The sequence below is a fragment of the Thauera aminoaromatica S2 genome, assembly GCF_000310185.1.
Lineage (GTDB): Bacteria > Pseudomonadota > Gammaproteobacteria > Burkholderiales > Rhodocyclaceae > Thauera > Thauera aminoaromatica.
This window is the reverse complement of the sequence record NZ_AMXD01000016.1, coordinates 19,884-44,554: the sequence shown is the minus strand read 5'-3', so window position 1 is coordinate 44,554 and position 24,671 is coordinate 19,884. Positions and strand designations below refer to the sequence as shown.

Annotated in this window: 21 protein-coding genes; 11 read left to right on the top strand and 10 right to left on the bottom strand. The window is 70.8% G+C overall.

The window, feature by feature from the left end; translation table 11 throughout:
- The coding region (locus C665_RS04670) for a methyl-accepting chemotaxis protein (protein WP_040828570.1) at positions 1–1,439 on the top strand (1,439 nt) is incomplete at its 5' end.
- 106 nt (positions 1,440–1,545) lie between these two features.
- Here C665_RS04670 and C665_RS04665 read toward each other — a convergent pair.
- On the bottom strand, positions 1,546–2,082 hold the full coding sequence (locus tag C665_RS04665) for a DUF2062 domain-containing protein (protein ID WP_004301288.1): 537 nt from the start codon (positions 2,080–2,082) through the stop codon (positions 1,546–1,548).
- 170 nt (positions 2,083–2,252) lie between these two features.
- Between C665_RS04665 and C665_RS04660 the strand changes: the two genes are divergently transcribed.
- Positions 2,253–4,700, top strand: coding sequence for a DNA internalization-related competence protein ComEC/Rec2 (locus C665_RS04660; protein ID WP_004301286.1), 2,448 nt, complete (start codon positions 2,253–2,255; stop codon positions 4,698–4,700).
- 82 nt (positions 4,701–4,782) lie between these two features.
- Complete coding sequence (locus tag C665_RS04655) at positions 4,783–5,754, top strand: alpha/beta fold hydrolase (RefSeq protein WP_004301284.1); 972 nt, start codon at positions 4,783–4,785, stop codon at positions 5,752–5,754.
- A 33-nt stretch (positions 5,755–5,787) separates the two neighbouring features.
- Here C665_RS04655 and rsgA read toward each other — a convergent pair whose 3' ends face one another.
- The gene (gene rsgA / locus C665_RS04650) at positions 5,788–6,732 is read right to left on the bottom strand and encodes a ribosome small subunit-dependent GTPase A (protein ID WP_012585307.1); all 945 of its coding nucleotides are present in this window, start codon (positions 6,730–6,732) and stop codon (positions 5,788–5,790) included.
- Between the two features lie 5 nt (positions 6,733–6,737).
- Positions 6,738–8,024 (bottom strand): M48 family metallopeptidase, encoded by a 1,287-nt coding sequence (locus tag C665_RS04645; protein ID WP_004301279.1) that lies wholly within the window; start codon positions 8,022–8,024, stop codon positions 6,738–6,740.
- A gap of 185 nt (positions 8,025–8,209) precedes the next feature.
- Here C665_RS04645 and orn point away from each other — a divergent pair, with 185 nt between their 5' ends.
- Both orn and C665_RS20860 read left to right on the top strand, forming a co-directional pair.
- Positions 8,210–8,758 carry an oligoribonuclease gene (gene orn, locus C665_RS04640; protein ID WP_004301277.1) on the top strand — a complete coding sequence of 183 codons (549 nt, stop codon included), beginning with the start codon at positions 8,210–8,212 and terminating at the stop codon, positions 8,756–8,758.
- Positions 8,759–8,774: 16 nt separating this feature from the next.
- Entirely contained in the window at positions 8,775–8,936 is a 162-nt protein-coding gene (locus C665_RS20860) for a hypothetical protein (protein ID WP_004301276.1), read from the top strand.
- Positions 8,937–9,184: 248 nt separating this feature from the next.
- Here C665_RS20860 and C665_RS04635 read toward each other — a convergent pair whose 3' ends face one another.
- Together C665_RS04635 and rpmE are read right to left on the bottom strand one after the other, a co-directional pair.
- On the bottom strand, positions 9,185–10,843 hold the full coding sequence (locus C665_RS04635) for an ArnT family glycosyltransferase (RefSeq protein WP_004301274.1): 1,659 nt from the start codon (positions 10,841–10,843) through the stop codon (positions 9,185–9,187).
- A gap of 182 nt (positions 10,844–11,025) precedes the next feature.
- Complete coding sequence (rpmE, locus tag C665_RS04630; protein ID WP_004301272.1) at positions 11,026–11,244, bottom strand: 50S ribosomal protein L31; 219 nt, start codon at positions 11,242–11,244, stop codon at positions 11,026–11,028.
- A 181-nt stretch (positions 11,245–11,425) separates the two neighbouring features.
- Between rpmE and C665_RS04625 the strand changes: the two genes are divergently transcribed.
- The 4 genes from C665_RS04625 (at position 11,426) to C665_RS04610 (ending at position 14,676) form a co-directional block, all read left to right on the top strand.
- Complete coding sequence (locus C665_RS04625) at positions 11,426–12,436, top strand: tRNA dihydrouridine synthase (RefSeq protein WP_004301270.1); 1,011 nt, start codon at positions 11,426–11,428, stop codon at positions 12,434–12,436.
- Positions 12,437–12,446: 10 nt separating this feature from the next.
- Positions 12,447–13,124 (top strand): tRNA (guanine(46)-N(7))-methyltransferase TrmB, encoded by a 678-nt coding sequence (gene trmB / locus C665_RS04620; protein WP_004301267.1) that lies wholly within the window; start codon positions 12,447–12,449, stop codon positions 13,122–13,124.
- A 78-nt stretch (positions 13,125–13,202) separates the two neighbouring features.
- Positions 13,203–13,979 carry a YecA/YgfB family protein gene (locus tag C665_RS04615; RefSeq protein WP_004301265.1) on the top strand — a complete coding sequence of 259 codons (777 nt, stop codon included), beginning with the start codon at positions 13,203–13,205 and terminating at the stop codon, positions 13,977–13,979.
- A 337-nt stretch (positions 13,980–14,316) separates the two neighbouring features.
- Entirely contained in the window at positions 14,317–14,676 is a 360-nt protein-coding gene (locus C665_RS04610; protein ID WP_004301263.1) for a YkgJ family cysteine cluster protein, read from the top strand.
- Positions 14,677–14,698: 22 nt separating this feature from the next.
- Here the strand turns inward: C665_RS04610 and C665_RS04605 are convergent, their stop codons facing one another.
- Positions 14,699–15,685, bottom strand: a complete 987-nt coding sequence (locus C665_RS04605) for an ATP adenylyltransferase family protein (protein ID WP_004301262.1) — start codon at positions 15,683–15,685, stop codon at positions 14,699–14,701.
- Between the two features lie 79 nt (positions 15,686–15,764).
- Between C665_RS04605 and C665_RS04600 the strand changes: the two genes are divergently transcribed.
- Positions 15,765–15,989, top strand: coding sequence for an RNA-binding S4 domain-containing protein (locus tag C665_RS04600; protein ID WP_004301260.1), 225 nt, complete (start codon positions 15,765–15,767; stop codon positions 15,987–15,989).
- A 77-nt stretch (positions 15,990–16,066) separates the two neighbouring features.
- Here C665_RS04600 and C665_RS04595 read toward each other — a convergent pair whose 3' ends face one another.
- From C665_RS04595 to acnA, 4 genes are all read right to left on the bottom strand, one after another.
- The gene (locus C665_RS04595; RefSeq protein WP_004301258.1) at positions 16,067–17,806 is read right to left on the bottom strand and encodes an NAD-binding protein; all 1,740 of its coding nucleotides are present in this window, start codon (positions 17,804–17,806) and stop codon (positions 16,067–16,069) included.
- 25 nt (positions 17,807–17,831) lie between these two features.
- Complete coding sequence (locus C665_RS04590; protein WP_004301257.1) at positions 17,832–18,215, bottom strand: DUF6394 family protein; 384 nt, start codon at positions 18,213–18,215, stop codon at positions 17,832–17,834.
- Between the two features lie 208 nt (positions 18,216–18,423).
- Positions 18,424–18,813, bottom strand: coding sequence for a YchJ family protein (locus C665_RS04585; RefSeq protein WP_012585309.1), 390 nt, complete (start codon positions 18,811–18,813; stop codon positions 18,424–18,426).
- Positions 18,814–18,911: 98 nt separating this feature from the next.
- On the bottom strand, positions 18,912–21,611 hold the full coding sequence (gene acnA / locus C665_RS04580) for an aconitate hydratase AcnA (RefSeq protein WP_004301253.1): 2,700 nt from the start codon (positions 21,609–21,611) through the stop codon (positions 18,912–18,914).
- Between the two features lie 407 nt (positions 21,612–22,018).
- Here acnA and acnB point away from each other — a divergent pair, with 407 nt between their 5' ends.
- A complete protein-coding gene (gene acnB, locus C665_RS04575) occupies positions 22,019–24,616 on the top strand; it encodes a bifunctional aconitate hydratase 2/2-methylisocitrate dehydratase (RefSeq protein ID WP_004301251.1) in 2,598 nt (865 codons plus the stop codon).
- The last annotated feature ends 55 nt before the right edge of the window (positions 24,617–24,671 follow it).

The window sequence follows — 24,671 nt, the reverse complement described above, 5'->3', positions numbered from 1 at the left end:
AACTGCGCGCTCGCGGCACGGCGCTGAGCGCCCGCCGCGAGCTTGCGCGCAGCGACGAGCACGCCCTGGTCGCGCTGCTCGCCGAGATCGGCCGCGCCGAGTCTGCGGTGCTGGAGCGCCTGCGCCGCACCGCGGCGGCCAACGCCAGCCTCGCCGCTAGCGTCGACGGCATGGGCCGCGAAATCTCCGAGGGTGTCGCGCGGGTGCGTGAGGCTACGGGGAAGGAGCTTCTCGACCAGCGCTTCGGCCTGAGCTCGGCGGCCTTCTTCGAACTGGTCACCGGCGCGATCGACACCGCGGTACGCAACTTCGACCAGGTGCTGCGCCCCGAGGTCGGCCGCCTGCTCGAGGCGCGCCGCGACCGCCTGAACCAGCGCCTGCAGACCCAGGTGGCGATTTCGGCGGTCGGCATGCTGCTCGCAGGCTATCTCTTCATCGGCATCTATCTCGCCATCGTGCGCTCGGTGCGCGAGCTCTCGGCCGGCGCGCAGGGCTTCGCCGCGGGCGACTATCGCAGCCGCGTGCAGTTCTCGGCGCGCGACGAGCTCGCCGAGGTGGCGCGCCAGTTCAACTCGATGGCCGATCACGTCGCCGGCCTCATCCGCGACATCCAGACCGGTGCCGCCCACGTCGGCGGCGCCGCCACCGAGATGTCGGCCTCCGCGCGTCGCGTGCTGGAGGGCTCCGAGACGCAGAGCGACGCTGCCTCCAGCGTGGCCGCAGCGGTCGAGGAGATGACGCGCGGGGTCGACGGCATCGCCCACCACGCCTCGACCGCGCAGCAGCTTGCCGAGGATTCGGGCCGGCTCTCGCAGGAGGGGCGCTCGGTCATGGAGCAGTCGGTGGCCGAGATGGAGCGCATCGCCGAGGCGGTGGATCTGTCGAGCGAGGCCATCCGCGAGCTCGGCGAGAAGTCGCGCCAGATCAACGCGATCGTCGACTCGATCCGCGACATCGCCGACCAGACCAACCTGCTCGCGCTCAACGCCGCGATCGAGGCCGCCCGTGCGGGCGAGACCGGGCGCGGCTTCGCGGTGGTGGCCGACGAGGTGCGCAAGCTCGCCGAGCGCACCTCGCTCGCCACGCGCGAGATCGGCGGCATGGTGGCGGCGATCCAGCAGGGCACCGAGCGCGCGGTCGACACCATGCAGCAGGGCGTGCAGCGTGTGCGCGACGGCGTGGAGATGAGCAACCGCGCCGGCTCCTCGATGGCGCAGATCAGCGCGGGCGCCGACCAGGTGCTCACCGCGGTGCGCGAGATCTCCACCGCCCTGCACGAGCAGAGCCTGGCGAGCAACGACATCGCGCGCAACATCGAGCGCATCGCCGACATGACCGAGCACAACAGCGTGACCGTGCGCGAGACCGCGGCCACCGCCGAGACGCTCGAGCAGCTCGCCGGCACCCTGCGCGAGCAGGCCAGCCGCTTCCGCGTCTGAAGTGTTCGCGGTGCCCGCTGCGATCGATTCTCCATGAGCCCTGCGGCGATGCGAAGGCCGTGCCGCGCGCAGGGCTCGAATCTTGCGGACCGGACGCTGCGCCCGCTTATCGCCGTTGCCGTCTCTGCCGCCACTGGCGGATCAGCCACAGCCGCCAGCCCCAGCGCACCGCCAGATACGACACCATCGACAGGCTTGCCGCGAGCACGATCAGGCCGACCACCAGCGGGCGGCCCAGCTCGCCCGCCCAGGCTGCGAGGTCGGCCGCCCACTGCAGTGGATCGAAGCCGGCGAAGTCCGGCGGCGGGATGAACGCGACTGCACCATTTCCCGACATCAGGCTCCCGATCGCGAATGCCGCGACGTAGAGGGGGACGATGGTGAGCGGGTTGCTGTAGAGCGTGGTGATCAGCGCCAGCGGCAGGTTGACCCTGAAGAGCACGCAAAACAGCGCCGCGCTCGGCATCTGGAAGGGGCCGGGAATGAGGCCGCAGAACATTCCCACCGCCACCGCCCCGGCCGCCGAATGGCGGTTCAGGTGCCACAGGCGCGGATGCAGCAAGGTGGACGCGAACGGCCGCAGCCAGCGGTTCTCGCTGACGCTGCGGTGGTCGGGGAGGAAGCGTTTGAAGAGCTTGCGCATGGTTCAGGTCCGCGTGGGCGAGTCTAGCAGGAGCCCGGCCCATCGCGTCGTGGCATGCGCGGCCATCCTCGACGCGGCGGCCCGGGTCGCGATCGTCCGTCGAGGGCGGGATGGCGGCCGGCGATCACGGCGCCCGCCCTTCCGGGAATGCCTCAGGCATACTCGATGCCATGCGCATCATCGCTCTCGCCTTCCTCGCCGGCACCGTCCTCGTCCAGCGGTCGGCTGCGCTCGATGGCGTCGTGGCCGCGGCGGCGCTCGGCCTCGTCGCTGCGCTCGGCTTGCGGCTGGCGTTGGTGTTGGCGTGGGGCCGCGGGTCGGCGGCTCGGGCTGGGCGCTGGATCCCCATCGCCCTGGCCGCACTCGGTGCGCTCGCCGCCGGCGCGGGCTGGGCGGCGTGGCGGGCCGAGGTCCGGCTGAGCGACGAGCTCGCCGGCACCCTCGACGGTGTCGAGTTGCAGCTGCGGGGCAGGGTGGCCGGGCTGCCACGCGCGAGCGGGTCCGGCTGGCGCTTCGACTTCGCGGTCGAGCCCGACACGCCCGGCGTGCCGGGACTCGTGCAGCTGGCCTGGCGTCCCGAACGCACCGCTGTCGAGGCCAAGCTCGACGCCGAGGCCGATTCCGCGAGCCCCCTGCCGCTGGCGATGCCCCGTCCGGGCGAGCGCTGGGCGCTGACCGTGCGTCTGTGGCGGCCCCACGGTTTCGCCAATCCCTCCGGCTTCGACTACGAGGCCTGGTTGCTCGAGCGCGGGGTCCGCGCCACTGGCAGCGTGCGGGGGACGGGGCGGCTCCTAGACGAGCTTCCCGCCACCTGGATGCAGCACGTCCATCGCGTGCGCGCGACGGTGCGCGAGCGCATGCTCGCCGCCCTGCCCGACGGGGCGCACGCCGGCCTGTTGGTGGCGCTCGCGGTCGGCGATCAACAAGGCATCGATGCCGGGCAGTGGGAGATCTTCCGCCGCACCGGCGTCGCCCACCTGGTGTCCATCTCGGGCCTGCACGTGGCGCTGGTGGCGATGTTCTGCGGCGGTCTCGCCGGCGCGGCGTGGCGCCGGCAGCCGGCGCTGGTGCTGCGTGTTCCGGTGCAGCAGGTGCACGCGCTCGGCGGGCTGGCCGGGGCCACCGCCTATGCCTTGCTGGCCGGCATGGGCGTTCCGGTGCTGCGCGCCTGGCTGATGCTGCTGGTGGGCGCGCTGGCGCTGATCGGCGGGCGGCGCATACCGCCCTCGCGCGTACTCGCGATCGCATTGCTCGTGGTGCTGGTGGTCGATCCCTGGGCGGTGCTGTCGGCCGGCTTCTGGCTGTCCTTTGGTGCGGTGGCGGTGATCCTCGCCGTGCTCGGCGGCCGTGTCGCACCGTCGGCCGGCTGGCGCGCCGCGCTGCGCGTGCAGCTCGCGATCAGCTTCGCGCTGGTGCCGCTGCTGCTTGCGCAGTTCCAGGCGGTTCCGTTGCTGTCGCCGCTTGCCAACCTGGTGGCGATTCCGCTGGTGAGCTTCGTCGTCACGCCGCTGGTGCTGCTCGCGATTCCCTGGCCGATCCCCTTGCTGCTCGTGCCTGCCGACTTCGCCGCGGGGTGGATGATGGATTTCCTTGCGCCGCTTGCAGCGCTCGAGAGGGCGATGATCGAGCGCGCGGCGCCGCCGCCGTGGCTTTTCGGCGGTGCGCTCGCCGCCGTGGCGATCCTGCTGCTGCCGCGCGCAAGCCCGGGGCGGTTGGCGGCACCGGCATTGCTCGCGGCGCTGCTGTCCTGGCAGCCGGCGCGCCCGCAGGAGGGCGGTTTCCGCGCCTGGGTGCTGGACGTCGGCCAGGGTCTCGCGGTGCATGTGCAGACGCGTGCGCATGACCTCCTCTACGACAGCGGGCCACCCTTCGGCAGCGAGTCCGATGCCGGCGAGCGGGTGGTCCTGCCCTGGCTGCGCGCGGCCGGCGTGCGCTGGCTGGATCGGGTGGTGCTGTCGCATCCGGATTCCGATCATGTGGGTGGCGCGGCCTCGCTGCTCGCCGGCCTGCCGGTGGGCACGGTGCTGGCCGGACAGGCCGTCCATGCGCGCGAACGCGCAGCCTGGGCGGCCCGCCTGGCGCACGGGCGCGAGCCTGCGGACTGCGCACGCGTGCCCGCATGGGAGCGCGATGGCGTGCGCTTCGAGATTCTGCATCCGGCGCCCGTGCGCGCGCCGAGCGAGGAGCCGGCAGGCGCGGGCGCAAGTCCGCACGACAACGACGCCTCCTGCGTGCTGCGCGTCGTTGGCGCCGCCGGCGCGCTGCTGCTGACCGGCGACATCGGCACCGCCGCCGAGGCCAAGCTGATCGCCCGCCAGCCACCGGCAAGCCTTTCCGCCGCGGTCGTGGTCAGCGCCCACCATGGCAGCCGCTCGTCGTCCTCGGCCGCCTTCGTCGACGCGACCCTCCCGGAACACGCGGTCCACTCCGCCGGCAGCCGCAACAGCTTCGGCCATCCCCACCCCGAGGTGTGGGCGCGCTGGGCGGAGGCAGGGGCACGCAATTGGCGCACCGATGCGCAGGGTGCGATCCGGATCGACTTCGCGGCGGCGCCGGAGGAGGGCGTCCAGGTGAACGCCGAGCGCGAGATGCAGCCGCGCTACTGGCACGGTCGCTGAGGGCGGCGGGCTTGTGTCCCGGATCCGCCGCTTCGGGCTAGACTTGCAGCGACCCGAAACCCGTTCCGAGTGCCCGCCCCTCATGTCCCTGCTCGATTCGCTCAAGAAGTTCTTCAGCCCGTCCGCACCGACGACCCCGGCCGAGCATGCCGCGGTGGAGCCGGAGCGTGTGCGCGCCGCGCAACCGCTGCTCCAGCCGCGCGCCCGGCATGTGCTGTGCAGCGGGCCGCACGGCCTGCACCGCGTGGCCTACACCGAATGGGGCGAGCCGACGAATCGGCGCGTGCTGGTCTGTGTCCACGGTCTCACCCGCAACGGCCGCGACTTCGACGATCTCGCGCGCGCGCTCGCCGGCGAGTACCGCGTCGTCTGCCCGGACGTGGTCGGGCGCGGGCGCAGCGACTGGCTGACGGACAAGGCGGACTACGGCTTCCCGGTCTACGTCGCCGACATGGTCACCCTGATCGCCCGCCTCGACGTCGAGGAGGTGCACTGGGTCGGCACCTCGATGGGCGGCATCATCGGCATGCTGCTCGCGAGCCTGGCCGGCACGCCGATCACCCGGCTGGTCTTGAACGACGTCGGTCCGGTGATCACCGCAGCATCCCTGCGTCGCATCGGCCAGTACGTCGGACGCGCGCCGCGCTTTGCCGACCCCGCGGCGGCCGAGGCCTACATCCGCGAGGTCGGCGCGCCCTTCGGCGCGCTCACCGACGCGCAGTGGCGCCACCTCACGGAATATTCGGTGCGTCGCATGGATGACGCCGAAGGGGGCTACGCGATGGTGTACGACCCCGGACTGGGCGAAGTCTTCCGGCTCAATCCGGTGCCGGTCGATATCGACCTGTGGCCGGTATATGAAGCGATACGTTGCCCGACCCTGGCGCTGCGCGGCGCAGAGTCCGACCTGCTGGAGCCGGCCACCTTCGCGGCGATGGGCGCGCGCGGGCCGAGGGCGCAGACGGTGGAGTTCCCCGGCGTGGGGCACGCGCCGATGCTGATGGATGCGGCGCAGATCGCCACGGTGCGGGAATTTCTGCTCGCCGGCGCCTGAGTTGCGCGTGCAGGCGCGTCGGGCGGGCGTCGCCTACCAGCCCGGATTGAGCCGTCGCGCCTCGGCGATCTCGCTGCGGATGGCGCGGAAATGCTCCCAGCGCCGCGGGTGGATGGCGCCGGCTTCGAGTGCTCCGAGCAGCGCGCAACCCGGCTCGCTGTCGTGGCGGCAGTCACGGAAGCGGCAGCGCCCCAGGTGCGGGCGCAGCTCGACGAAGGTCTCGGCGAGGTCCTCCGCCGCCAGGTGGGCGAGCCCGAACACCTGCAGGCCGGGGCTGTCGATCAGCCAGCCGCCGCGGGCTTCGTCGGCGGTCACCGGCAGGTGGTACAGCCGTGCGAAGGTCGTGGTGTGCTTGCCCGAGTCGAGCGCGTCCGAGATCTCGCGGGTGGCGGCCTGGGCCTCCGGCACGATGGCGTTGGTCAGGGTCGATTTGCCCATGCCCGACTGGCCCACGAAGATCGCCTGCAGGCCGGCCAGGCGAGCGCGCAGTGCATCCGCGCCCTGCAGCGCGGACACCTCGACGACCTCGTAGCCGAGCTTGCGGAAGGGCTCGAGCTGATGGCGGGCGGCCTCGAGGCGCGCGGCGAGGTCGGCCTTGTTGAGCACGATCAGCGGCACGATGCCCTGGCTCTCGGCCGCGGCGATGCAGCGCGACACCAGCAGATCGGAGAAACCGGGCTCGGTGGCGACCACGATCACCAGATGGCTGAGGTTGGAGGCGATCAGCTTCTCGCGGAAGGCGTCCGAGCGCCACAGCAGGTTGCGGCGCGGATGCAGGGTCTCGATCACGCCCTGGCCGTCGCCGCCGGGCACGAGCTCGACCTCGTCGCCGCAGGCGTAGCTGCTCTTCTTGCCGCGCGGATAGCACTGCAGGCGCCCGCGCGCGGTGTCGACCTCGTAGTGGCGGCCGAAGGCGGCCACGACCACGCCGTCGATGCGGGCTTCGGCGATCGCGCCGGCGTGGGTGCGCTTGCGCATGCCGCTCACCGTTGCAGCGCCTGCAGGCGCGCGATGCGCAGCGCGGCGGGCGGATGCGAGTCGTGGAAGCGCGAGTACAGCGGGTCGGGCGTCAGCGTGGAGGCGTTGTCGCGGTAGAGCTTGACCAGCGCGCTCACCAGCTTGCCGGCGTCGGCCTGGCGGGCGGCGTAGGCGTCGGCCTCGAACTCGTGCTTGCGCGACCAGTGGCTCGCGAGCGGCGCGAGCGGGAAGCTGAACACCGGCAGTACCAGCGTGAACAGGGCGAGCGCGCTCGCCAGGTCGGCGCTTTGCATGCCCAGCCCGGAGAAGAACCAGGGCTGCTGGGCGAGCCAGCCGAGCAAGGCGAGCACGCCCAGGCTGGCCGGGGCGAGCACCGCCAGCCGGCGCAGCAGGTGGCGGTGGTGGAAGTGGCCGAGCTCGTGCGCGAGCACCGCCTCGACCTCGTCGGCATCGAGCTTGTCGAGCAGGGTGTCGAAGAACACGATGCGCTTGGCCGCGCCCAGCCCGGTGAAGTAGGCGTTGCCGTGTGCCGAGCGGCGCGAGCCGTCCATCACGAACAGGCCCTTGGCGCGAAAGCCGCAGCGCGCGAGCAGGGCCTCGACGCGCGCCTTCAGCGTGGCGTCGGCGAGCGGGGTGAACTTGTTGAACAGCGGCGCGATGAAGGTCGGCCAGATCACCATCGCGAGCAGGTTGAAGCCGAGCCAGAACGCCCACACCCAGGCCCACCACAGCGCGCCCGTCGCCAGCGTCAGCCACAGCACCGCGGCGAGCAGCGGCAGCCCGATCAGCGCGGCGAGCGCGGCCTCGCGCACGGTGTCGGCGAGGTAGAGGCGCGGCGTCATGCGGTTGAAGCCGAAGGTCCTCTCGATGCCGAAGGTGCGCAGCAGCGCGAAGGGTAGTTCGAACAGCCAGCCGAGCACGCCCAGGCTGGCGAGCAGCGCGACGCCGTGGGCGAGCCCGCCGGCGGGCAGCACGTCCGCCCAGGCGTCGTGCATCGCCTGCAGCCCGCCGCCGAGCGTGAGCGCGAGCACGAAGCCGGCGTTGGCCGCGGCGTGGAAGGCGGACAGGCGCGCGCGCGCGACGGTGTAGTCGGCGGCACGCTGGTGCGAATGCAGGGGAATCGAGCCGGCGAAGGGCTGCGGCACCGCGTCGCGATGGCGGCGCACGTGGTGGGCGTGGCGATGCAGCAGACCGAGGCCGAGCACGGTACCGGCGACCAGGAAGGCCAGGAACAGGGCGGAAAGAGGCGGCAGGCCGAAGGGCGACAGCATGAATGGGGCGGGATCGGTCATTGCGAAGCGCGGGCGGTGGATGGAGGTAGGGCTGCGGGCAGGTGTGCGACCCGACCGGCCATGCGCTGCTGTCCGTGACAGGCTGGCGCGATCGCTGCTGGCCGAGGCCGGCAACGTACGCGATCTATGACACAATCGCGCCCTCATTGTTTCGCAGGAAGGCCCCGGAAAAGGGCGGACGGATTATGGCACAGGACCCGAAGACGCTGATATGGCTGGACATGGAGATGACCGGCCTCGAACCCGATCGTGACCGCATCATCGAGATCGCGATCGTGCTCACCGACGAGGCGCTCGAAGTGATCGCCGAGGCGCCGGTGATCGCCGTGCATCAGCCCGACAGCGTGCTCGACGGCATGGACGAGTGGAACCGCAATACCCATGGCAAGTCCGGGCTCACCGCTCGGGTACGCGCCTCCACGATGTCGGAGGCCGATGCCGAGGCGCAGGTGCTGGCCTTCCTGCGCGCGCACGTGCCTGCGCGCACCTCGCCGATGTGCGGCAATTCGGTGTGCCAGGACCGCAGGTTCCTCGCGCGCTGGATGCCGGAACTCGAGGCGTGGTTCCACTACCGCAACCTCGACGTGTCCACGCTCAAGGAGCTCGCGCGGCGCTGGCGTCCGGAGATCTACGCGGGTGTCAAGAAGGCGGGCAGCCACACCGCGCTCGCCGACATCCACGAGTCGATCGCCGAGCTGCGCCACTATCGCGACCACTTCCTGCGCCTGGACTGAGCGCGAGGAGCGCGACATGAGGATCGGTCCCGCCGGGCGGGTCCGCGGCCTCGTCGCCTGGGCGAGCCGTCACCGGCGCTGGTTGATCGTGCTCGCGCTGCTGTCGGTGTTCTTCAGCGTGCTGGGCTATTTCACCAACCCGGTATCGCTGCCGGGGATGTGCAGGATCTACGGCTGAGGGCCGTGCGCAGGCGCTGGCCCTCGACGTCCGTCGCAGCCGAACCGTCCGATCGCGACTTGCGTCGCTCCCACGAAAACCGACAGGGTGCCCCCGGGGTGACGCGGCGCCAAGGCGTTACGGGTTCCGGAAGGTGACGGGGGGACCGGCGCGTGAAGCGGCTTCGACGTCGGGTAGGAGCGACGCAAGTCGCGATTCGGGCAGGCGAGAATGCAAGGACCTCGCCGCAACGGCACGGATGCGTCGATTCAGCGTCCGGCGCGGCGCAGCAGCCGGAAGGTTTCGGCGCGCTTGCCGGCACCACGGCGGTATTCCCACACGGTTTCCCATTCGGGTGCGAGCGCGGCGGAGCGGCCGCGGCGCTCGACATGGACCAGCAGCAGAGCACACGGTGTGGCGTCGGCGTCGATCGGGCGTGCGCGCAGGCCGGCGAAATAGTCCATCGACAGCTTCATCGCGTCGGGCAGCCCGGTGGTGGCGATGCATTCCCTCGCCTGTGCGCCGCGCTCGCCGCGCACCGCGATATCGAGCGATTCCACCACCGTGCGGTAGCTGCGTCCCTGGTCGAACCAGGGCATCAGCAACACCACCGCCAGGCTCCACAGCATCACCAGGCCGATCGCCCAGTTCGCCGGCGCACGTGCGGGCGACCGGGGCAGGCGGGCGACGAGGAGGATCCACACCACGCTGATGGCGCCGCCGGCAAGCAGGCGCAGGTTGGCGTCCGGCGGCACGAAGCCGGGGGCGTTGCGCGCGACGTGGCGTGCGAGACCGCTCGGCCAGCCGGCGACCTGGGCGCTCCATGCCAGCCAGACGAGGATGCCGAAGACGGCCAGGCTCATCAGCGAGAACCAGTCGAGCGCGCTCGCGGCGCCGCGGCGCAGGCTGGCCACGCCGCCGGCGGCGAGCAGGGCGAGCGCGGGCACCAGCGGGATCAGCCGGGCCTGCGAGAGATCGTCGATCGCCACCAGCCAGGCCAGCACCAGTCCGGCGCTCGCCAGCGGCAGCAGGATCGCGAGCACGCCGGGCTGGCGGCGCGCGCGCCAGAGCGCCCACAAGGCCAGCGGCCACAGCGGCCACATGAACCAGGCGCCGAGCTCGAGCAGTCGCGGCAGCTCGGCCGGGCGCAGCATCGGGCCGACGATCCACTGCCACTCGTTGCGCAGCCACAGGCTCAGGAGTTCGGGGTGTTGCAGGTGGAGCACGAGCGGCCACAGCGCGGCGGTGGTCAGCGCGAGGCACAGTCCCAGCAGCACGGCGCCGCTCGCGCGCGGGCTGCGGCAGTCGGCGCTCAGCAGCATCGCCAGCGGCAACAGGGGAGCGCTCATCCACAGGCCGCCGAAGCCTGCGGAGAGGAAGGCCAGGCCGCTACCCATGCCCGCCTTCAGGCCCCCGGCGAGCGGGCGTGTCGGCAACTCCGCGAGGCCGGACAGGGTCAGTGCGAGCATGGCGAAGAGGGCGAGCAGGGGCTGCGTCTCGTGCGCATGCAGGACCAGGCCTAGCGTGCCGAGCGCGAGCAGCGCGGCGGGCGTGCGGGCGGCGCGACCATGCAGGGATTCGGCCGCGCGCGCCAGCCACCAGATCGCCAGCGCCACGAAGACGGCGCTCGCCAGGCGGGCCCCGGCGTGCGCCGGAAGAAAGGCCGCGGTGAGCGCGGAGAAGGCCGAGGCGACCCAGTAATACAGCGGGGGATGCTCCACCAGGGGTTCGCCGGCGAGCAGGGGAAACAGCCAGGACTCGCCGCGCAGCATCGCCAGCACGGGCCCGAAATGGCGCGCGTCGTCGCCGCGCCAGGGGTCGTGCGCGGTCAGGCCGACGAGCAGGTACAGGCCGACCAGCAGGGTCAGGCCGACCGTGCCGTAGACGCGGCGCTGGAACAGGGTGGGCGTGGCGGGATCGCGGATCATGCGGGCATTGTGCTTCGGAGTGGCTGCGCGGACCAAGCGCGGCGGAGTGGGCAGGACGGAGAGGGCGCGGGTGCCTGCCGGCGGCGGGGCAATAAAAAAGGCAGCTTGCGCTGCCTTCCTCGGTGCCTGCGGAATCCTGCCACGACCGCCCGGGGCGGTGCGGATCCCGGCTTTGCGACGGCTCAGCTCGCGCGCTGGACGTTGCCGTACTTCTGGCGGAAGCGCTCGACGCGGCCGGCGGTGTCGACGATCTTTTGCTTGCCGGTGTAGAACGGATGGCAGGCCGAGCACACCTCGACGTGGTACTGGGGCTTGCCCAGGGTCGAACGGGTCACGAAGGTGTTGCCGCACGAGCAGGTGACGTTGACGTCGGCGTACTTGGGATGGATGTCCGCTTTCATGGTGATTTCCTGAATCTTGCGGGCGGAGGTTGTGACCGCCCTGTGTCGTAAAGCGCGAGATTATCCGCCAGCCGCCCCGTCCTGACAAGGAAAAACACGTCTGCTGTCGTGCGCCGGGACGGTTTTTCGGGCGGCGACCGGTACAATCGCGCGCCTGATCAATCACCGACGAGGTTCCTGCGTGCGCCTGCTGCTCGCGCCCATGGAGGGCGTGGCCGATTTCGTGCTTCGCGACGTGCTGACCGCGATCGGCGGCTACGACCTCGCGGTGTCGGAATTCGTCCGCGTCTCCGGCACCCTGCTGCCGCGGCGCATGTTCGAGCGCATCTGCCCGGAGATCCTCGCCGGCAGCCGCACCGCCGCGGGCACGCCGGTGGCGGTGCAACTGCTCGGCAGCGATCCCGTCCTGCTCGCGGAGAACGCGGCGCGCCTGGCCGCGCTGAGCCCGCACGGCATCGACCTCAACTTCGGCTGCCCGGCCAAGGTGGTCAATCGCCATGGTGGCGGTGCGATGCTGCTCGACCGCCCGCGCCTGCTGCACGACATCGCCGCCGCAGTGCGTGCCGCCGTGCCCGCAGCGATCCCGGTGAGCGCCAAGATGCGCCTGGGCATCGCCGACCCCTCGCGCGCGCTCGACTGTGCGCAGGCGCTCGCGGACGGTGGCGCGCAGGCCATCGTCGTCCATGCGCGCACCCGCGAGCAGGGCTACCGCGCGCCCGCGCACTGGGAGTGGGTGGCGCGCATCGGCGACGCGGTGCGCGTGCCGGTGACCGCCAACGGCGAGGTGTGGAGCGTGCGCGACTGGGCACGCTGCCGCGAGGTCTCCGCAGCCGAGGATGTGATGATCGGCCGCGGCGCGGTCTCCGACCCCTGGCTCGCGCGCCGCATCCGCGGCGAACGCGGCACCGAGCCGGACGAGCGCGACTGGGTCGAACTGCACCCGCACCTCCTGCGCTACTGGGAGGGCGTGCAGGGGCGCGCCGCCCCGGTGCATGCCTGTGGCCGGCTCAAGCTGTGGCTGGGCATGCTGCGGCGCAACTACCCCGCGGCGGGCCGGCTGCACGAGGCGGTGCGCCGCGTCGTCCACCCCTCGCGCATGAACGAGGAACTCCGCCGCCACGGCATTCCCGCGTGCGACCACCCGCCATCTGCCCGGGCCGACGGGCCCCGGCCGACGAGTCCCGACCGATGAGAGCGGCCCGATGAGCTACGCCAACTCCCGCATCCCGCAGAGCGCCCAGCAGGGCGTCCACGAGGCGCTCGCCGAGCGCGTGCGCAAGCACCTCGAGCATCCCTTCCGCAAGCCCTGCACCGACTACAACCGTGCCGCGCTCGCCGAGGCGCTCGCCGGCTGGGGCCGCAGTGCGCCGCTGATCCTCGATGCCGGCTGCGGCGTCGGCCACAGCACCATCCAGATCGCGCGCCAGTTTCCCGACCACTGGGTGATCGGCGTCGACCAGTCCGCCGACCGCCTCGCGCGTCGCAAGCCCTATCCCGAGGCGCTGTTGCCGAAGAACATGGTCTTCGTGCGCGCCGACCTGGTGGACTTCTGGCGCCTGCTCGACGAGGCCGGGCTGCGCCTCGCGCGCCACTACCTCCTCTATCCCAACCCCTGGCCCAAGATCGGCCACCTCGGCCGGCGCTGGCACGCGCACCCGGTGTTCCCGTGGATTCCCCGCCTCGGTGGCGTGCTGGAATGCCGCAGCAACTGGAAGGTCTACATCGAGGAGTTCGCCTTCGCGCTCGGCCTCGTGCTCGGGCGCGAGGTCGCCTGGGAAGGCTTCGAGGCCGTCACGCCGCTGACCCCCTTCGAGCGCAAGTACCGCGACTCGGGGCAGCCGTTGTACCGCATCGGGCTGGATCTCGCGGCCGCGGGCTGATTCCGCAAGATCGTGCTTGCCCGCCGCGCCGCCTTGGGCCACCCTTGGCGCCGGTCAAAGGAGATTGCCATGAACGGTATGGAACAAAGGGGCGCGGACGCGTCCGCGCTGCGCACGATGAGCGACGAGGATTTCGAGGCGCTGGAAGAGATCCTCACCTCGGACATCGTGCCCGAGGACTGCATGGACCTCGAGATGCTCGACGGCTACCTCGCTGGCGTGATGATCTCGCCGCGGCCAATCCCGGCCGAGCGCTGGATGCCCGGCGTGTGGTCGGCGCACGGCGACGAGGTCGGCTTCGGCTCGGGCAGCGGCCTGCAGCGCGCGATCCGGCTGGTGAAGGCGTATCACAACGAGCTGCTCGCCACGCTCGGCCTGGACGACGAGGACGAGGCGTGCTGGGAGCCGTTCTGCTTCGCGGTCGCCGAGGGCGATGGGCTCAAGCTCGGCGAAGCCTGGATCGACGGTTTCGCTCAGGGCCTGGACCTGTGGCCCGAGGGCTGGGAGGAGGGGCTGGACGCCGAGGCGGTCGAGGCCGTGCGCGAGACCCTCGACGAGGTGCTCGCGCCCTGGGGCGAGGAGGACGCCGCGAAGGCCGACGACGAGACCCGCCTGGGCTGGCTCGCCGACGTGGGCGAGGCGGTCAACGACATCTTCGCCCACTGGCGCGATCTGGGTCTGCCGGCCGCCGAGCCGCTGTCCACCGAGGCTCCGCGCAAGCCCGCCAGCGCCGGCCCCGGCCGCAACGATCCGTGCCCGTGCGGCAGCGGCAAGAAATACAAGAAATGCTGCGGCGCCAACGGCGCCGAGCCCGAGCCCGAGCCCGAGCCCGAATCCGGCGAAGCCGAAAACTGAGCATCCCGGGCGTGCCGGCGCGCACAGGACCGTCGCGCCCGGGGATGCGCCGCCGGAGCGGCGCGAGTCGCGAGCGGGCGCCGGAACAGCGGACGAGCGTTGGCGAGCGTGGATAAGCCGTAGTCGCGACTTGCGTCGCTCCCACAAGGAACCGCCGCGCCTGGGGACGCGCTGCGGGCGCGATCCGATGCGAGCGGGTTTCCCGCTCCGGAAAATATTTCTCAAAATGATTTCAGGTTACTGAAAACAAAGCGCTTTGCACCACTTTCCGGCGCCTCCCGGCGGCGCTAGAATGCGCGCCCCACGGCCCTCGGCCGGTCCTTTCGGCGCTCCGTTCATGGACGAGTTCAACCCCTGCCTCGACTGCGGCATCTGCTGCACGCACTTTCGGATCTCCTTCTACTGGGCCGAGGCGGACGACGCGCCGGGCGGTTTCGTGCCGGCGGAGATGACCGAGAAACTCAACCACACCTTGCGCTGCATGAAGGGCAGCAACCAGGTGCCGCGACGCTGCAGCGCGCTCTCCGGCGAGGTGGGCCGGCAGGTCGCGCGTTCGATCTACGAGAACCGGCCCACCCCCTGTCGTGAATTTCCCGTCTATTTCGAGGACGGTACGCCCAACCCGAAGTGCGACGAGCTCCGCGCCACCATCGGCCTGCCGCCGCTGCCGCAGAGTCCGCTGCCGCGCGCGGCCTGATCGCCGGATACGTCTCGCCAGCCTATCCGCCGCGCGGCCGGCCCACCGCGGCGAGCACCTCGAGCGGGCCATGTCGGCGCAAGCCGTCGATCTGGGCGCGGTCGCGCACGAACAGCGAGCCGGCCCAGGCGAGCGAATTCAGCGACACGTCGTCCCATTTCTCGCGTGTGCGGGGCACCAGCAGCAGCGCGCCACGGCTGACCAGCAGGTTGTAGGGCGGCATCGGATCGGCGTCGCAGGGAAGCTCCAGCCGCTCGCAGGCCAGGCGGTAGGCGGCCAGAAGGACCGATCCGGCGTCGTCCGGGTGCGACCAGGCGGATTCGTCCATCCCCACCGCCGCGTGCGCCCAGGGCAGGGCGAGGTTCTCCGCTGCCGCCCCGGGATGCAGCGGAGGCAGGAAGTCTTCCAGCGCCGAGGCCTGCGCGGGCACCCACTGCAGGTGCTTGTGCGCCTGGCTCGCCCCCGCGATGCGGCCGCCGTTGTAGAAGCCCAGCCCGCCGTGCGCGCCCACTACCGCGGCGAGCGCGGCGAAGTCCGCGCCGCCGAGCGGCGTGCTCTGGTCTTCGAAACGGCGGGTCACGATGAGCAGGTGACGATCGATCACCGGGAACTTGTTCAGCACCACGAGGTGATCCGCGCCGAGGGCCGCCACCGTGAGCGCAGGCTCGGGCGGCAGGAAGGGGTTGAAGTCGGGCCGTCGGGCGGTGACCGTGTCGACCCGCGCCCGATCCTTGAGCGCGAGGGACGATACCCAACGCACCGAGAAGCGAAGGCCGTCCTGCTCCAGCCAGTCGAGCTCGGTACGGATCGGCTGCAGTGCGCCGCTGGCGAGCGCCGCGGCGATCACGTGGTCGGTGCGCTCGAGGAGGTCGTCCGCGCGCGAGCGGGCGCTCGACGGCGGATGGGCGGTGAGCGCTGCGGCGTCGGACGGAGAACGGTGGGCGGGCGCCGAGGCGCTGGCCGGGGCGGCGTCGCTTGCCGGATCGCGGGCGGTGGGCGTGCTGGTCATGGGCGGGCGTGCGGGAGACAATGCCGCCATTTTGACACGAGGCCCGCGCGCGCAGCCGTGGCGGGCAGGAGGGATCGCGATGGCGATACGGTTCGAAGTGCGCGGTGAATACATTCAGCTCGACCAGTTGCTCAAGGCCGCCGGTCTGGTCGAGTCGGGCGGTGCGGCGCATGCCGCGGTGGAAAACGGCCTGGTGAAGGTCGACGGCAAGCCCGAGTCGCGCAAGCGCGCCAAGCTGCGGCCGGGACAGCGGGTGTCGTTCGCCGGCGAGGCGGTGGAACTCGTGGAGGAAGGCGCGGGCTAGCAGGTCTCGCAGACGCGGCGCACGTCGCGATCGGCGCTCGAGCGGCGGGGCCGTGCCCCGGCAACGTGGGGAGCGGCTCAGGGCAGCTGCGGCGAGCGTTTCCCGTGCTTGCGCTGCGCGAGCATTTCCCAGACCCGTCCGCCGGGCAGGTCGCGGCCGGTGAGGATGTATTCGAGGGTGTGCTCGTTGGCGAAGATCAGGGCGACATCCTCGAGCGCGCGGCGGGTGCCGGCGAAGAGCAATTCGTCGCCGGGGCGGAGCTTCTCGTCGGCGGCGGGCGTCATCCGGTGGTCGTCGTCGTCGCGCTCGAGGTAGAGCACCGCGCAGTCGAGCGCCATCGAGCGGTCGGCGGGCGAGCGCAGCAGGCGTTCGAGCGTGATCGTCTCGCCGCGCATCAGGCGGCGATACAGCGCCGGCGCGCTCGACAGGTTGACGCGCTGGCTGCGGATCCGCGGAACCCTCCAGCCGAGGTGGCGGGTCAGGCGATGCAGCAGTGCGCCGCACCACTCCTCGTCACGGCGGCGGATTTCGGCCAGGAAGGGCGCGAGCAGCGGTGTGCTCAGGATCGCGATGCATTCGTGCGCGATCACCCGGCTCGGGACCACGGTGATGTCGGATTCGAAGGCCTCGAAGAGCGCGCGGTTGGATTCGTGGTTCTGGCGCAGGATCACGAAGAGCTCCTGGTTGAGCTCGCGCGCCGTCACCGCGATCGAAAGGTTGTCCACGTCCGAGCTGGTGCCGCACACGATCCCGGTCGCCTCGCGCACGCCGGCCTCGAGCAGGGATGCGGCACCGGTGCCGTCGCCCTGCACCCAGCGGTGAATGCCGTCGGGCTTGGGGTCGATGTCGATGATGGTCACCGGCACTGCCTCGGAGTCCATCGCATCGACCAGCAGGCGACCGAAGCGCCCGTGGCCGCAGACGATCCAGTTGCCGCGCGGCGGATCGCGGCGCTGCTCGACGTGGCTGCCGGGCAGGCCGGTGAGCCAGTCGAAGAGCTGCGAGGCCTTGGGCGCGTGCAGCGAGAGTGCGAGCGTTTCGCTGAAGCGCTCGAAGGGGTTGAGGATGTGGCGGGTGCCGAAGGAGGTCATGTTGGCCGAGGTCGCGGTGTGCTCGGCGCGGCACAGTGCGGGCACCTTCGGCGCCAGCAGGCGCGCGGCGATCGCGATCGCCAGGTTGGTGGCGTCGTCGTTGGTGAGCGCGATGACGCCGATGCAGCTCGCGTGGGTGAGGCCGCCGAACTGGAGCGTCTCGGGGTTTGCGGCGTCCGCGCACAGCGCGGGCACGTCGGCCGAATAGCTGTGCAGATCGAGCTCGCCGAGCTTGGTCTCGTCGACCTCGATCACCACGACGCGCAGGCCCATGCGGTCGAGCGCGTCGCAGATCAGGCGGCCGGTCTCGCCGTAGCCGCACACCAGGTAGAAGGGCTCGCGCAGCCGCCGCACCGCGCGCACGAAACCCTGCATCGCGATCGCCTGGCGCAGGCTGCGGTCGGCGAGCAGGCTGAACACCGAGCCCAGCGTATAGGCCCAGCCGATCACCGACAGGTAGATGCTGACGATCACCCACAGCCGCTGCTGGTCGGAGAAGGTGTAGGGAATCTCGCCGAAACCGATCGTGGTCGCGGTGTAGCTGATGAAGTAGAAGGCGTGGAAGAAGCTGAGATAGCTCGTCTCGCCGTCGACGACCGGGCCGGGCACCAGGGTGAGGCCGAGCACCGCGATCGCGAACAGCACGATCAGCAGGATCAGCGGTGCGCGCAGGCGACGCAGGATCAGCAGGAAGATGCTGTGGTGGCGGGCGAGGGCCTGCTGCACGGCGCGGGTCTCGGCGAGGTGGCGTTCAGCGGCGCTGCATGATGGTCTCGGCGATCAGGATGATCACCGACACCACGTTGGCGAAGAGCGCGCCGCCCGAGAGCGAGACCACGCGCGCGGTCATCTCCGGCGTCATCCCCGCGCCCGCGACGTGCGCCGAGTAGCCCCACACCATCGCGGCGGCGACGAGCTGCAGGTCGGCCACCAGGCTGGTGGACAGATGCACCGCGCCGATCTGGGTGCGGTCGCCGAACTTGAGCACGGTGGCGATCAGGCTGACCACCAGCGCGGCGAAGAGCTCGTAGACGTCGTGGTGGACCGGATTGTCGATGTCGCCGACGAAGAAGCCGAAGTTGAGCGTGGCCGCCAGCACGATGAAGAAACCGAAGATGACTTTTTCGAGGTTCATGATCTTCCGTTGGGTGCGCGCGATGACGATGGGGCAATTATGCGCGCGCCGGACCTGCGATGTCGCGCAGCGCCGACAGCAGGCCGGGTGGCCGCGCGGATTGCGGGGCGTTTTGGTCTTTGTGGGAGCGAGGCAAGTCGCGATCGGGCGGTTCGCTCAGGCGCCGGCGGTGATCCCGGGCCGAGGCCGGCTGGCACGAGGGCGAGCCTCAGTCGTGGAGGTCGCCGTCGACGTAATACCAGCGCCCGTCCTCCTTCACGAAGCGGCTGGTCTCATGCAGGCGCCGGGCGCGGCCGCCGATGCGGCAACGGGCGAGGAATTCGACCTCCGCGCGGGTGTCGGCGAGCGGGCGGTGGGCACGCACGTCGAGGCCGAGCCATTTCGGCGGCGGCTGCTCGTCGAGCGCCAAGTCCTGCGGGCGGGTGGAGGGATGCCAGCTCGCGAGCAGGTAGGCGGTGTCGCGCAAGGTGAAGGCCGTGTAGCGCGAGCGCATCAGCGCCTCGGCGGTGGGCGCCGGGCGTTCGCCCGCGAGCACCGGCCCGCAGCACGCCCCGAATGCGCGACCGGAGCCGCAGGGGCAAGGGGTGGAGGGGATCATGGGGGGCGAGTATAGCGGGCCGAGGGGAGATGCGGACGCGGGGCCGGAGCGTGCTGCGGGGGGCTGCGACGACGCAGCTTGCGATCCGGCCGCGCGGCTCAGCTTCCGCCGAGGATCGCGCGCAGCACGTAGGGCAGGATGCCGCCGTGGCGGTAGTACTCGACCTCGATCGGGGTGTCGACACGGCACAGCAGGGGCACGGACTGCCTCGAGCCGTCGGCGCGCTCGATCTGCAGCGTGAGCGTCCGCTGCGGCGCCAGACCGGCGGCAATGCCTTCCAGCGTGAACTTCTCGCTCCCATCCAGCCCCAGCGCCTGCCAGCTGTCCTCGCCGATGAACTGCAGCGGCAGCACGCCCATGCCGACCAGGTTGGAGCGGTGGATGCGCTCGAAGCTCCTCGCCACCACCGCCTTCACCCCGAGCAGCGCGGTGCCCTTGGCAGCCCAGTCGCGCGACGAGCCGGTGCCGTATTCCTCGCCCGCGAACACGATGGTCGGCACGCCGCGCGCGATCCATGCGCTCGCCGCCTCGAACACCGTGGTCTGCTCGCCGTCGAGCAGGGTGTAGCCGCCTTCGACGCGGCTGCCGTCGGGGTTGGGCGGCAGCATCAGGTTCTTCACGCGCACGTTGGCGAAGGTGCCGCGCACCATCACGTCGTGGTTGCCGCGACGCGAGCCGTAGGAGTTGAAGTCCGTCTTCTCCACACCCTGCCCACGCAGCCAGCGCCCGGCCGGGCTGGTCTCGCGGAAGGAACCTGCGGGCGAGATGTGGTCGGTGGTCACCGAGTCGCCGAGCAGCAGCAGTGCGCGTGCGTCGTGAATGTCGCTCGCCGGCGGGGGCGTCATGCCGAAGCCCGCGAAGAAGGGCGGGCAGGCGATGTAGGTGGAGGGCGGCCAGTCGTAGGTCTGGCCGGTGGGCGCGGGGATCGCGTTCCACAGGTCGTGGTCGCGCGTGAAGTCGGCGTAGAGCCGGCGGTAGCTGGCCGGATCGGTGGCGAAGGGTAGTGCGGCGGCGATCTCGTCCGAGCTCGGCCAGAGCTCGCGCAGATACACCGGCCGACCGTCGCTGCCGGTGCCGAGCGGCTCGGTGTCGAGGTCGATGTTGACCCGCCCGGAGAGCGCGAAGGCCACCACCAGCGGCGGCGAGGCGAGGTAGTTGGCGCGGATGTTGGGGTGGATGCGGGCTTCGAAATTGCGGTTGCCCGACAGCACGGCGGCCACCACGAGGTCGTGCTCGACGATCGCCGCGTTGAAGTCGGGGGCGAGATCGCCGGCGTTGCCGATGCAGGTGGTGCAACCGTAGCCGGCGAGCGCGAAGCCGAGCGTGGCGAGCGGCTCGAGCAGGCCGGCCTTGCCGAGGTAGTCGGTGACCACCCGCGAGCCCGGCGCGAGCGAGGTCTTGATGTGTGGCTTCACGCGCAGCCCGCGCGCGGCCGCCTTCTGCGCGAGCAGGCCGGCGGCGATCATCACCGCCGGGTTGCTGGTGTTGGTGCACGAGGTGATGGCGGCGATCAGCACGTCGCCGTGGCCGAGGTCCACATCCTCTCGTCCGGTGGCGAAGCGGTCGTCGAGCCGGGCGGCCTCGCGGCCGAAGCCGTTCTCGGACACTGGCGCGGAGAACAGGCGCTCGAACTCGTGGCGCATGGCGGGCAGGGCGATGCGGTCCTGCGGGCGCTTGGGGCCGGCGAGCGCGGGCTCGATCGTGGCGAGGTCCAGCATCAGGCTGCGCGTGTAGTCGATCTCGCCCGCGCGCGGCACGCCGAACAGGCCTTGCGCGCGGAAGTAGCCTTCCATCAGCGCGCATTCGGCCTCTTCGCGGCCGGTGGCGCGCATGTAGTCGATGGTCTTCGCGTCCACCGGGAAGAAGCCCATGGTGGCGCCATACTCCGGCGCCATGTTGGCGAGGGTGGCGCGATCGGTGACCGACAGGCTGGCGGTGCCCTCGCCGAAGAACTCGACGAACTTGCCTACCACCTTCTCGCGCCGCAGCATCTCGGTGACGGCGAGGACCAGGTCGGTGGCGGTGGTGCCGCCGGGCAGGCTGCCGCGCAGCTCCACGCCGATCACGTCGGGGGTGAGGAAGTACACCGGCTGGCCGAGCATCGCCGCTTCGGCCTCGATGCCGCCCACGCCCCAGCCCACCACGCCGATGCCGTTGATCATGGTGGTGTGCGAGTCGGTGCCCACCAGGGTGTCGGGGAAGCACAGGCCATCGCGCGTGCGCACGCCGCGGAAAAGGTGTTCGAGGTTGACCTGGTGCACGATGCCGATGCCCGGCGGCACCACGCGGAAGCTGTCGAAGGCCTGCATGCCCCACTTCATGAACTGGTAGCGCTCGTGGTTGCGCTCGAACTCGATCTCCATGTTGCGGCGCAGCGCGTTGGGCGTGCCGTAGTGGTCGATCTGCACCGAGTGGTCGACCACCAGATCGACCGGCACGAGCGGCTCGATGAGCTTGGCCTCGCGGCCCTGCGCCACGGCCACGCTGCGCATCGCGGCGAGGTCGGCGAGCAGCGGCACGCCGGTGAAGTCCTGCAGCACCACGCGCGCGACCACGAAGGGGATCTCGGCGGTGCGTGGCGCGTCGGCCTCCCAGTTGGCGAGTTCGCGCACGTGCTCGGCGGTCACCTTGTGGCCGTCGCAGTGGCGCAGCACGGCCTCGAGCACGATGCGGATCGACACCGGCAGCCGCGAGATGCGGCCCACGCCGGCCTCTTCGAGCGCCGGCAGCGAGTGATAGGAGAGGCGGGCGGCGGACGCGGGCAGGGGGCGGAGCGTATCGAACGGGGTGGCAGACATCGTGGATCTCCTTTTCCTGTTGGGACCAATACAAACGATCGCTGCGCGGCGGGGAAGTTCCTGCAGGCGCAAGTCGTGCGTTCCCGTGGGAGCGACGCGAGTCGCGATGGCGTGGTGGCGACGGGCGACGGCGGGGTGCAGACGCTGCAATCGCGACTTGCATCGCTCTACGGCACACCCTCTGCGGGATCGTCCGCAAGACCCTGCCGGTCAGCGAACGCATGCCGCGCGCGGGGATATCCCCCGCAGCGTGACGAAGGCGTAGAATCTTCCGGCTCGAATGTCGGGCGACGAGCCATGGTGTTGCACTGCACCGCAAGTCTTATAAAAGACATATAATCTCGCCCGTTCCGGTGGGGCCGACCCGTCCGGAGTCCCGATCACCGTCACATAGTGAGGAAGTCGCCGTGCTTGAAGCCTACCGTGCCCATGTCGCCGAACGTGCCGCCCTCGGCATCCCGCCGCTGCCGCTCTCCAAGCAGCAGGCCACCGAACTCGTCGAGTTGCTCAAGAACCCCCCCGCCGGCGAGGAGGCCTTCCTCGTCGAGCTGCTCACCTACCGCGTCCCCGCCGGCGTGGATGACGCCGCCAAGGTCAAGGCCGAGTTCCTGGCCAGGGTCGCCAAGGGCGAGGAAGCCTGTGCCCTGGTGTCGCGCGCCAAGGCCACCGAGCTGCTCGGCACCATGCTGGGCGGCTTCAACATCAAGCCGATGATCGATCTGCTGGCCGACGCCGAAGTGGGCGCGGTCGCCGCCGAGGGTCTCAAGAAGACCCTGCTGATGTTCGACTACTTCCACGACGTCAAGGAGCTGGCCGAGAAGGGCAACGCCAACGCCAAAGCCGTGATGCAGTCGTGGGCCGACGCCGAGTGGTTCACCAGCCGCCCGGAAGTCCCCGCCTCGCAAAAGCTCACCGTCTTCAAGGTCACCGGCGAGACCAACACCGACGACCTGTCGCCCGCACCCGACGCCTGGTCGCGCCCCGACATCCCGCTGCACGCGCTGGCCATGCTCAAGAACCCGCGTCCGGGCATCACCCCGGAAGAAGCGGGCGTGCGCGGCCCGGTCAAGTTCCTCGAAGAGCTGCGTGCCAAGGGCAACCTGGTCGCCTACGTCGGTGACGTGGTCGGCACCGGTTCCTCGCGCAAGTCCGCCACCAACTCGGTGCTGTGGTTCACCGGCGAGGACATCCCCTTCGTCCCGAACAAGCGTTTCGGCGGCGTGTGCCTCGGCTCCAAGATCGCCCCGATCTTCTTCAACACCATGGAAGATGCCGGCGCGCTGCCGATCGAGATCGACGCCGGCCAGATGGACATGGGCGACGAGATCGAGCTCAAGGTCGACCACGCTTCCGGCAAGGTCACCGCGCTCAAGAACGGCGCCGTGATCTCCGAATCGCAGCTCAAGACCCTGGTCATCCTCGACGAAGTGCGCGCCGGTGGCCGCATTCCGCTGATCATCGGCCGCGGCCTCACCACCAAGGCGCGCGAGGCCCTCGGCCTGCCGCCCTCGACGCTGTTCCGCCTGCCGCAGGCCCCCGCCGATACCGGCAAGGGCTTCAGCCTGGCGCAGAAGATGGTCGGCCGCGCCTGCGGCATGCCGGAAGGCCAGGGCATCCGCCCGGGTACCTACTGCGAACCCAAGATGACCACCGTCGGCAGCCAGGACACCACCGGCCCGATGACCCGCGACGAGCTCAAGGACCTCGCCTGCCTCGGCTTCTCCGCCGACCTGGTGATGCAGTCCTTCTGCCACACCGCCGCCTATCCGAAGCTGGTCGACGTCAAGATGCACCGCGAGCTGCCGAGCTTCATCAGCACCCGCGGCGGCGTCGCGCTGCGCCCGGGCGACGGCGTGATCCACTCCTGGCTCAACCGCCTGCTGCTGCCCGACACCGTCGGCACCGGCGGCGACAGCCACACCCGCTTCCCGATCGGCATCTCCTTCCCGGCCGGCTCCGGCCTGGTCGCCTTCGCCGCAGCCACCGGCGTGATGCCGCTCGACATGCCGGAATCGGTGCTGGTGCGCTTCAAGGGCAAGATGCAGCCGGGCGTCACCCTGCGCGACCTGGTCAACGCCATCCCGCTGTACGCCATCCGCCAAGGCCTGCTGACCGTCGAGAAGAAGGGCAAGAAGAACATCTTCTCCGGCCGCATCCTCGAGATCGAAGGCCTGCCGGATCTCAAGGTCGAACAGGCCTTCGAGCTCACCGACGCCTCGGCCGAGCGCTCCGCCGCCGGCTGCACGGTCCACCTCAACAAGGCGCCGATCGTCGAGTACATGAACTCGAACATCACGCTGATGAAGTGGATGATCGCCAACGGCTACCAGGACGCCCGCACCCTCAAGCGCCGCATCAAGGCCATGGAAGACTGGATCGCCAACGGCACGCTGCTGTCGGGCGACGCCGACGCCGACTACGCCGCCGTGATCGAGATCGACCTCGCCGACATCAAGGAGCCGATCGTCGCCTGCCCGAACGACCCGGACGACGTCAAGCTGCTGTCCGAAGTCGCCGGCGACAAGATCGACGAGGTCTTCATCGGCTCGTGCATGACCAACATCGGCCACTTCCGCGCCGCCGGCAAGGTGCTCGACGGCAAGTCCGACATCCCGACCCGCCTGTGGATCGCCCCGCCCACCAAGATGGACGCGATGATCCTCAACGAGGAAGGCTACTACGGCGTGCTCGGCAAGTCCGGCGCCCGCATGGAGATGCCGGGCTGCTCGCTGTGCATGGGCAACCAGGCGCAGATCCGCAAGGGCAGCACCGCGATGTCGACCTCGACGCGCAACTTCCCCAACCGCCTCGGCATCGACACCCGCGTCTATCTGGGCTCGGCCGAGCTGGCCGCGGTGTGCGCGCTGATGGGCAAGATCCCGAGCGTTGCCGAGTACATGGCGCAGGTGGAGGTGGTGAACAAGAAGGCCGCCGACATCTACCGCTACATGAACTTCGACCAGATCGAGGAATTCCGCTCGGTCGCGGATACGGTGGAAGTCTGATTCGGTAAGCGGCTCGAGCGCCGGGGCGGCTGAGAGGCCGTCCTGGTGGAGAAAC

Excerpts from the sequence above, each read along its gene's own strand:
- C665_RS04665 (WP_004301288.1), bottom strand. The coding sequence starts at position 2,082 with ATGCGCAAGCTCTTCAAACGCTTCCTCCCCGACCACCGCAGCGTCAGC.
- C665_RS04660 (WP_004301286.1), top strand. The coding sequence starts at position 2,253 with ATGCGCATCATCGCTCTCGCCTTCCTCGCCGGCACCGTCCTCGTCCAG.
- C665_RS04655 (WP_004301284.1), top strand. The coding sequence starts at position 4,783 with ATGTCCCTGCTCGATTCGCTCAAGAAGTTCTTCAGCCCGTCCGCACCG.
- rsgA (WP_012585307.1), bottom strand. The coding sequence starts at position 6,732 with ATGCGCAAGCGCACCCACGCCGGCGCGATCGCCGAAGCCCGCATCGAC.
- C665_RS04645 (WP_004301279.1), bottom strand. The coding sequence starts at position 8,024 with ATGACCGATCCCGCCCCATTCATGCTGTCGCCCTTCGGCCTGCCGCCT.
- orn (WP_004301277.1), top strand. The coding sequence starts at position 8,210 with ATGGCACAGGACCCGAAGACGCTGATATGGCTGGACATGGAGATGACC.
- C665_RS20860 (WP_004301276.1), top strand. The coding sequence starts at position 8,775 with ATGAGGATCGGTCCCGCCGGGCGGGTCCGCGGCCTCGTCGCCTGGGCG.
- C665_RS04635 (WP_004301274.1), bottom strand. The coding sequence starts at position 10,843 with ATGATCCGCGATCCCGCCACGCCCACCCTGTTCCAGCGCCGCGTCTAC.
- rpmE (WP_004301272.1), bottom strand. The coding sequence starts at position 11,244 with ATGAAAGCGGACATCCATCCCAAGTACGCCGACGTCAACGTCACCTGC.
- trmB (WP_004301267.1), top strand. The coding sequence starts at position 12,447 with ATGAGCTACGCCAACTCCCGCATCCCGCAGAGCGCCCAGCAGGGCGTC.
- C665_RS04615 (WP_004301265.1), top strand. The coding sequence starts at position 13,203 with ATGGAACAAAGGGGCGCGGACGCGTCCGCGCTGCGCACGATGAGCGAC.
- C665_RS04610 (WP_004301263.1), top strand. The coding sequence starts at position 14,317 with ATGGACGAGTTCAACCCCTGCCTCGACTGCGGCATCTGCTGCACGCAC.
- C665_RS04605 (WP_004301262.1), bottom strand. The coding sequence starts at position 15,685 with ATGACCAGCACGCCCACCGCCCGCGATCCGGCAAGCGACGCCGCCCCG.
- C665_RS04600 (WP_004301260.1), top strand. The coding sequence starts at position 15,765 with ATGGCGATACGGTTCGAAGTGCGCGGTGAATACATTCAGCTCGACCAG.
- C665_RS04590 (WP_004301257.1), bottom strand. The coding sequence starts at position 18,215 with ATGAACCTCGAAAAAGTCATCTTCGGTTTCTTCATCGTGCTGGCGGCC.
- C665_RS04585 (WP_012585309.1), bottom strand. The coding sequence starts at position 18,813 with ATGATCCCCTCCACCCCTTGCCCCTGCGGCTCCGGTCGCGCATTCGGG.
- acnA (WP_004301253.1), bottom strand. The coding sequence starts at position 21,611 with ATGTCTGCCACCCCGTTCGATACGCTCCGCCCCCTGCCCGCGTCCGCC.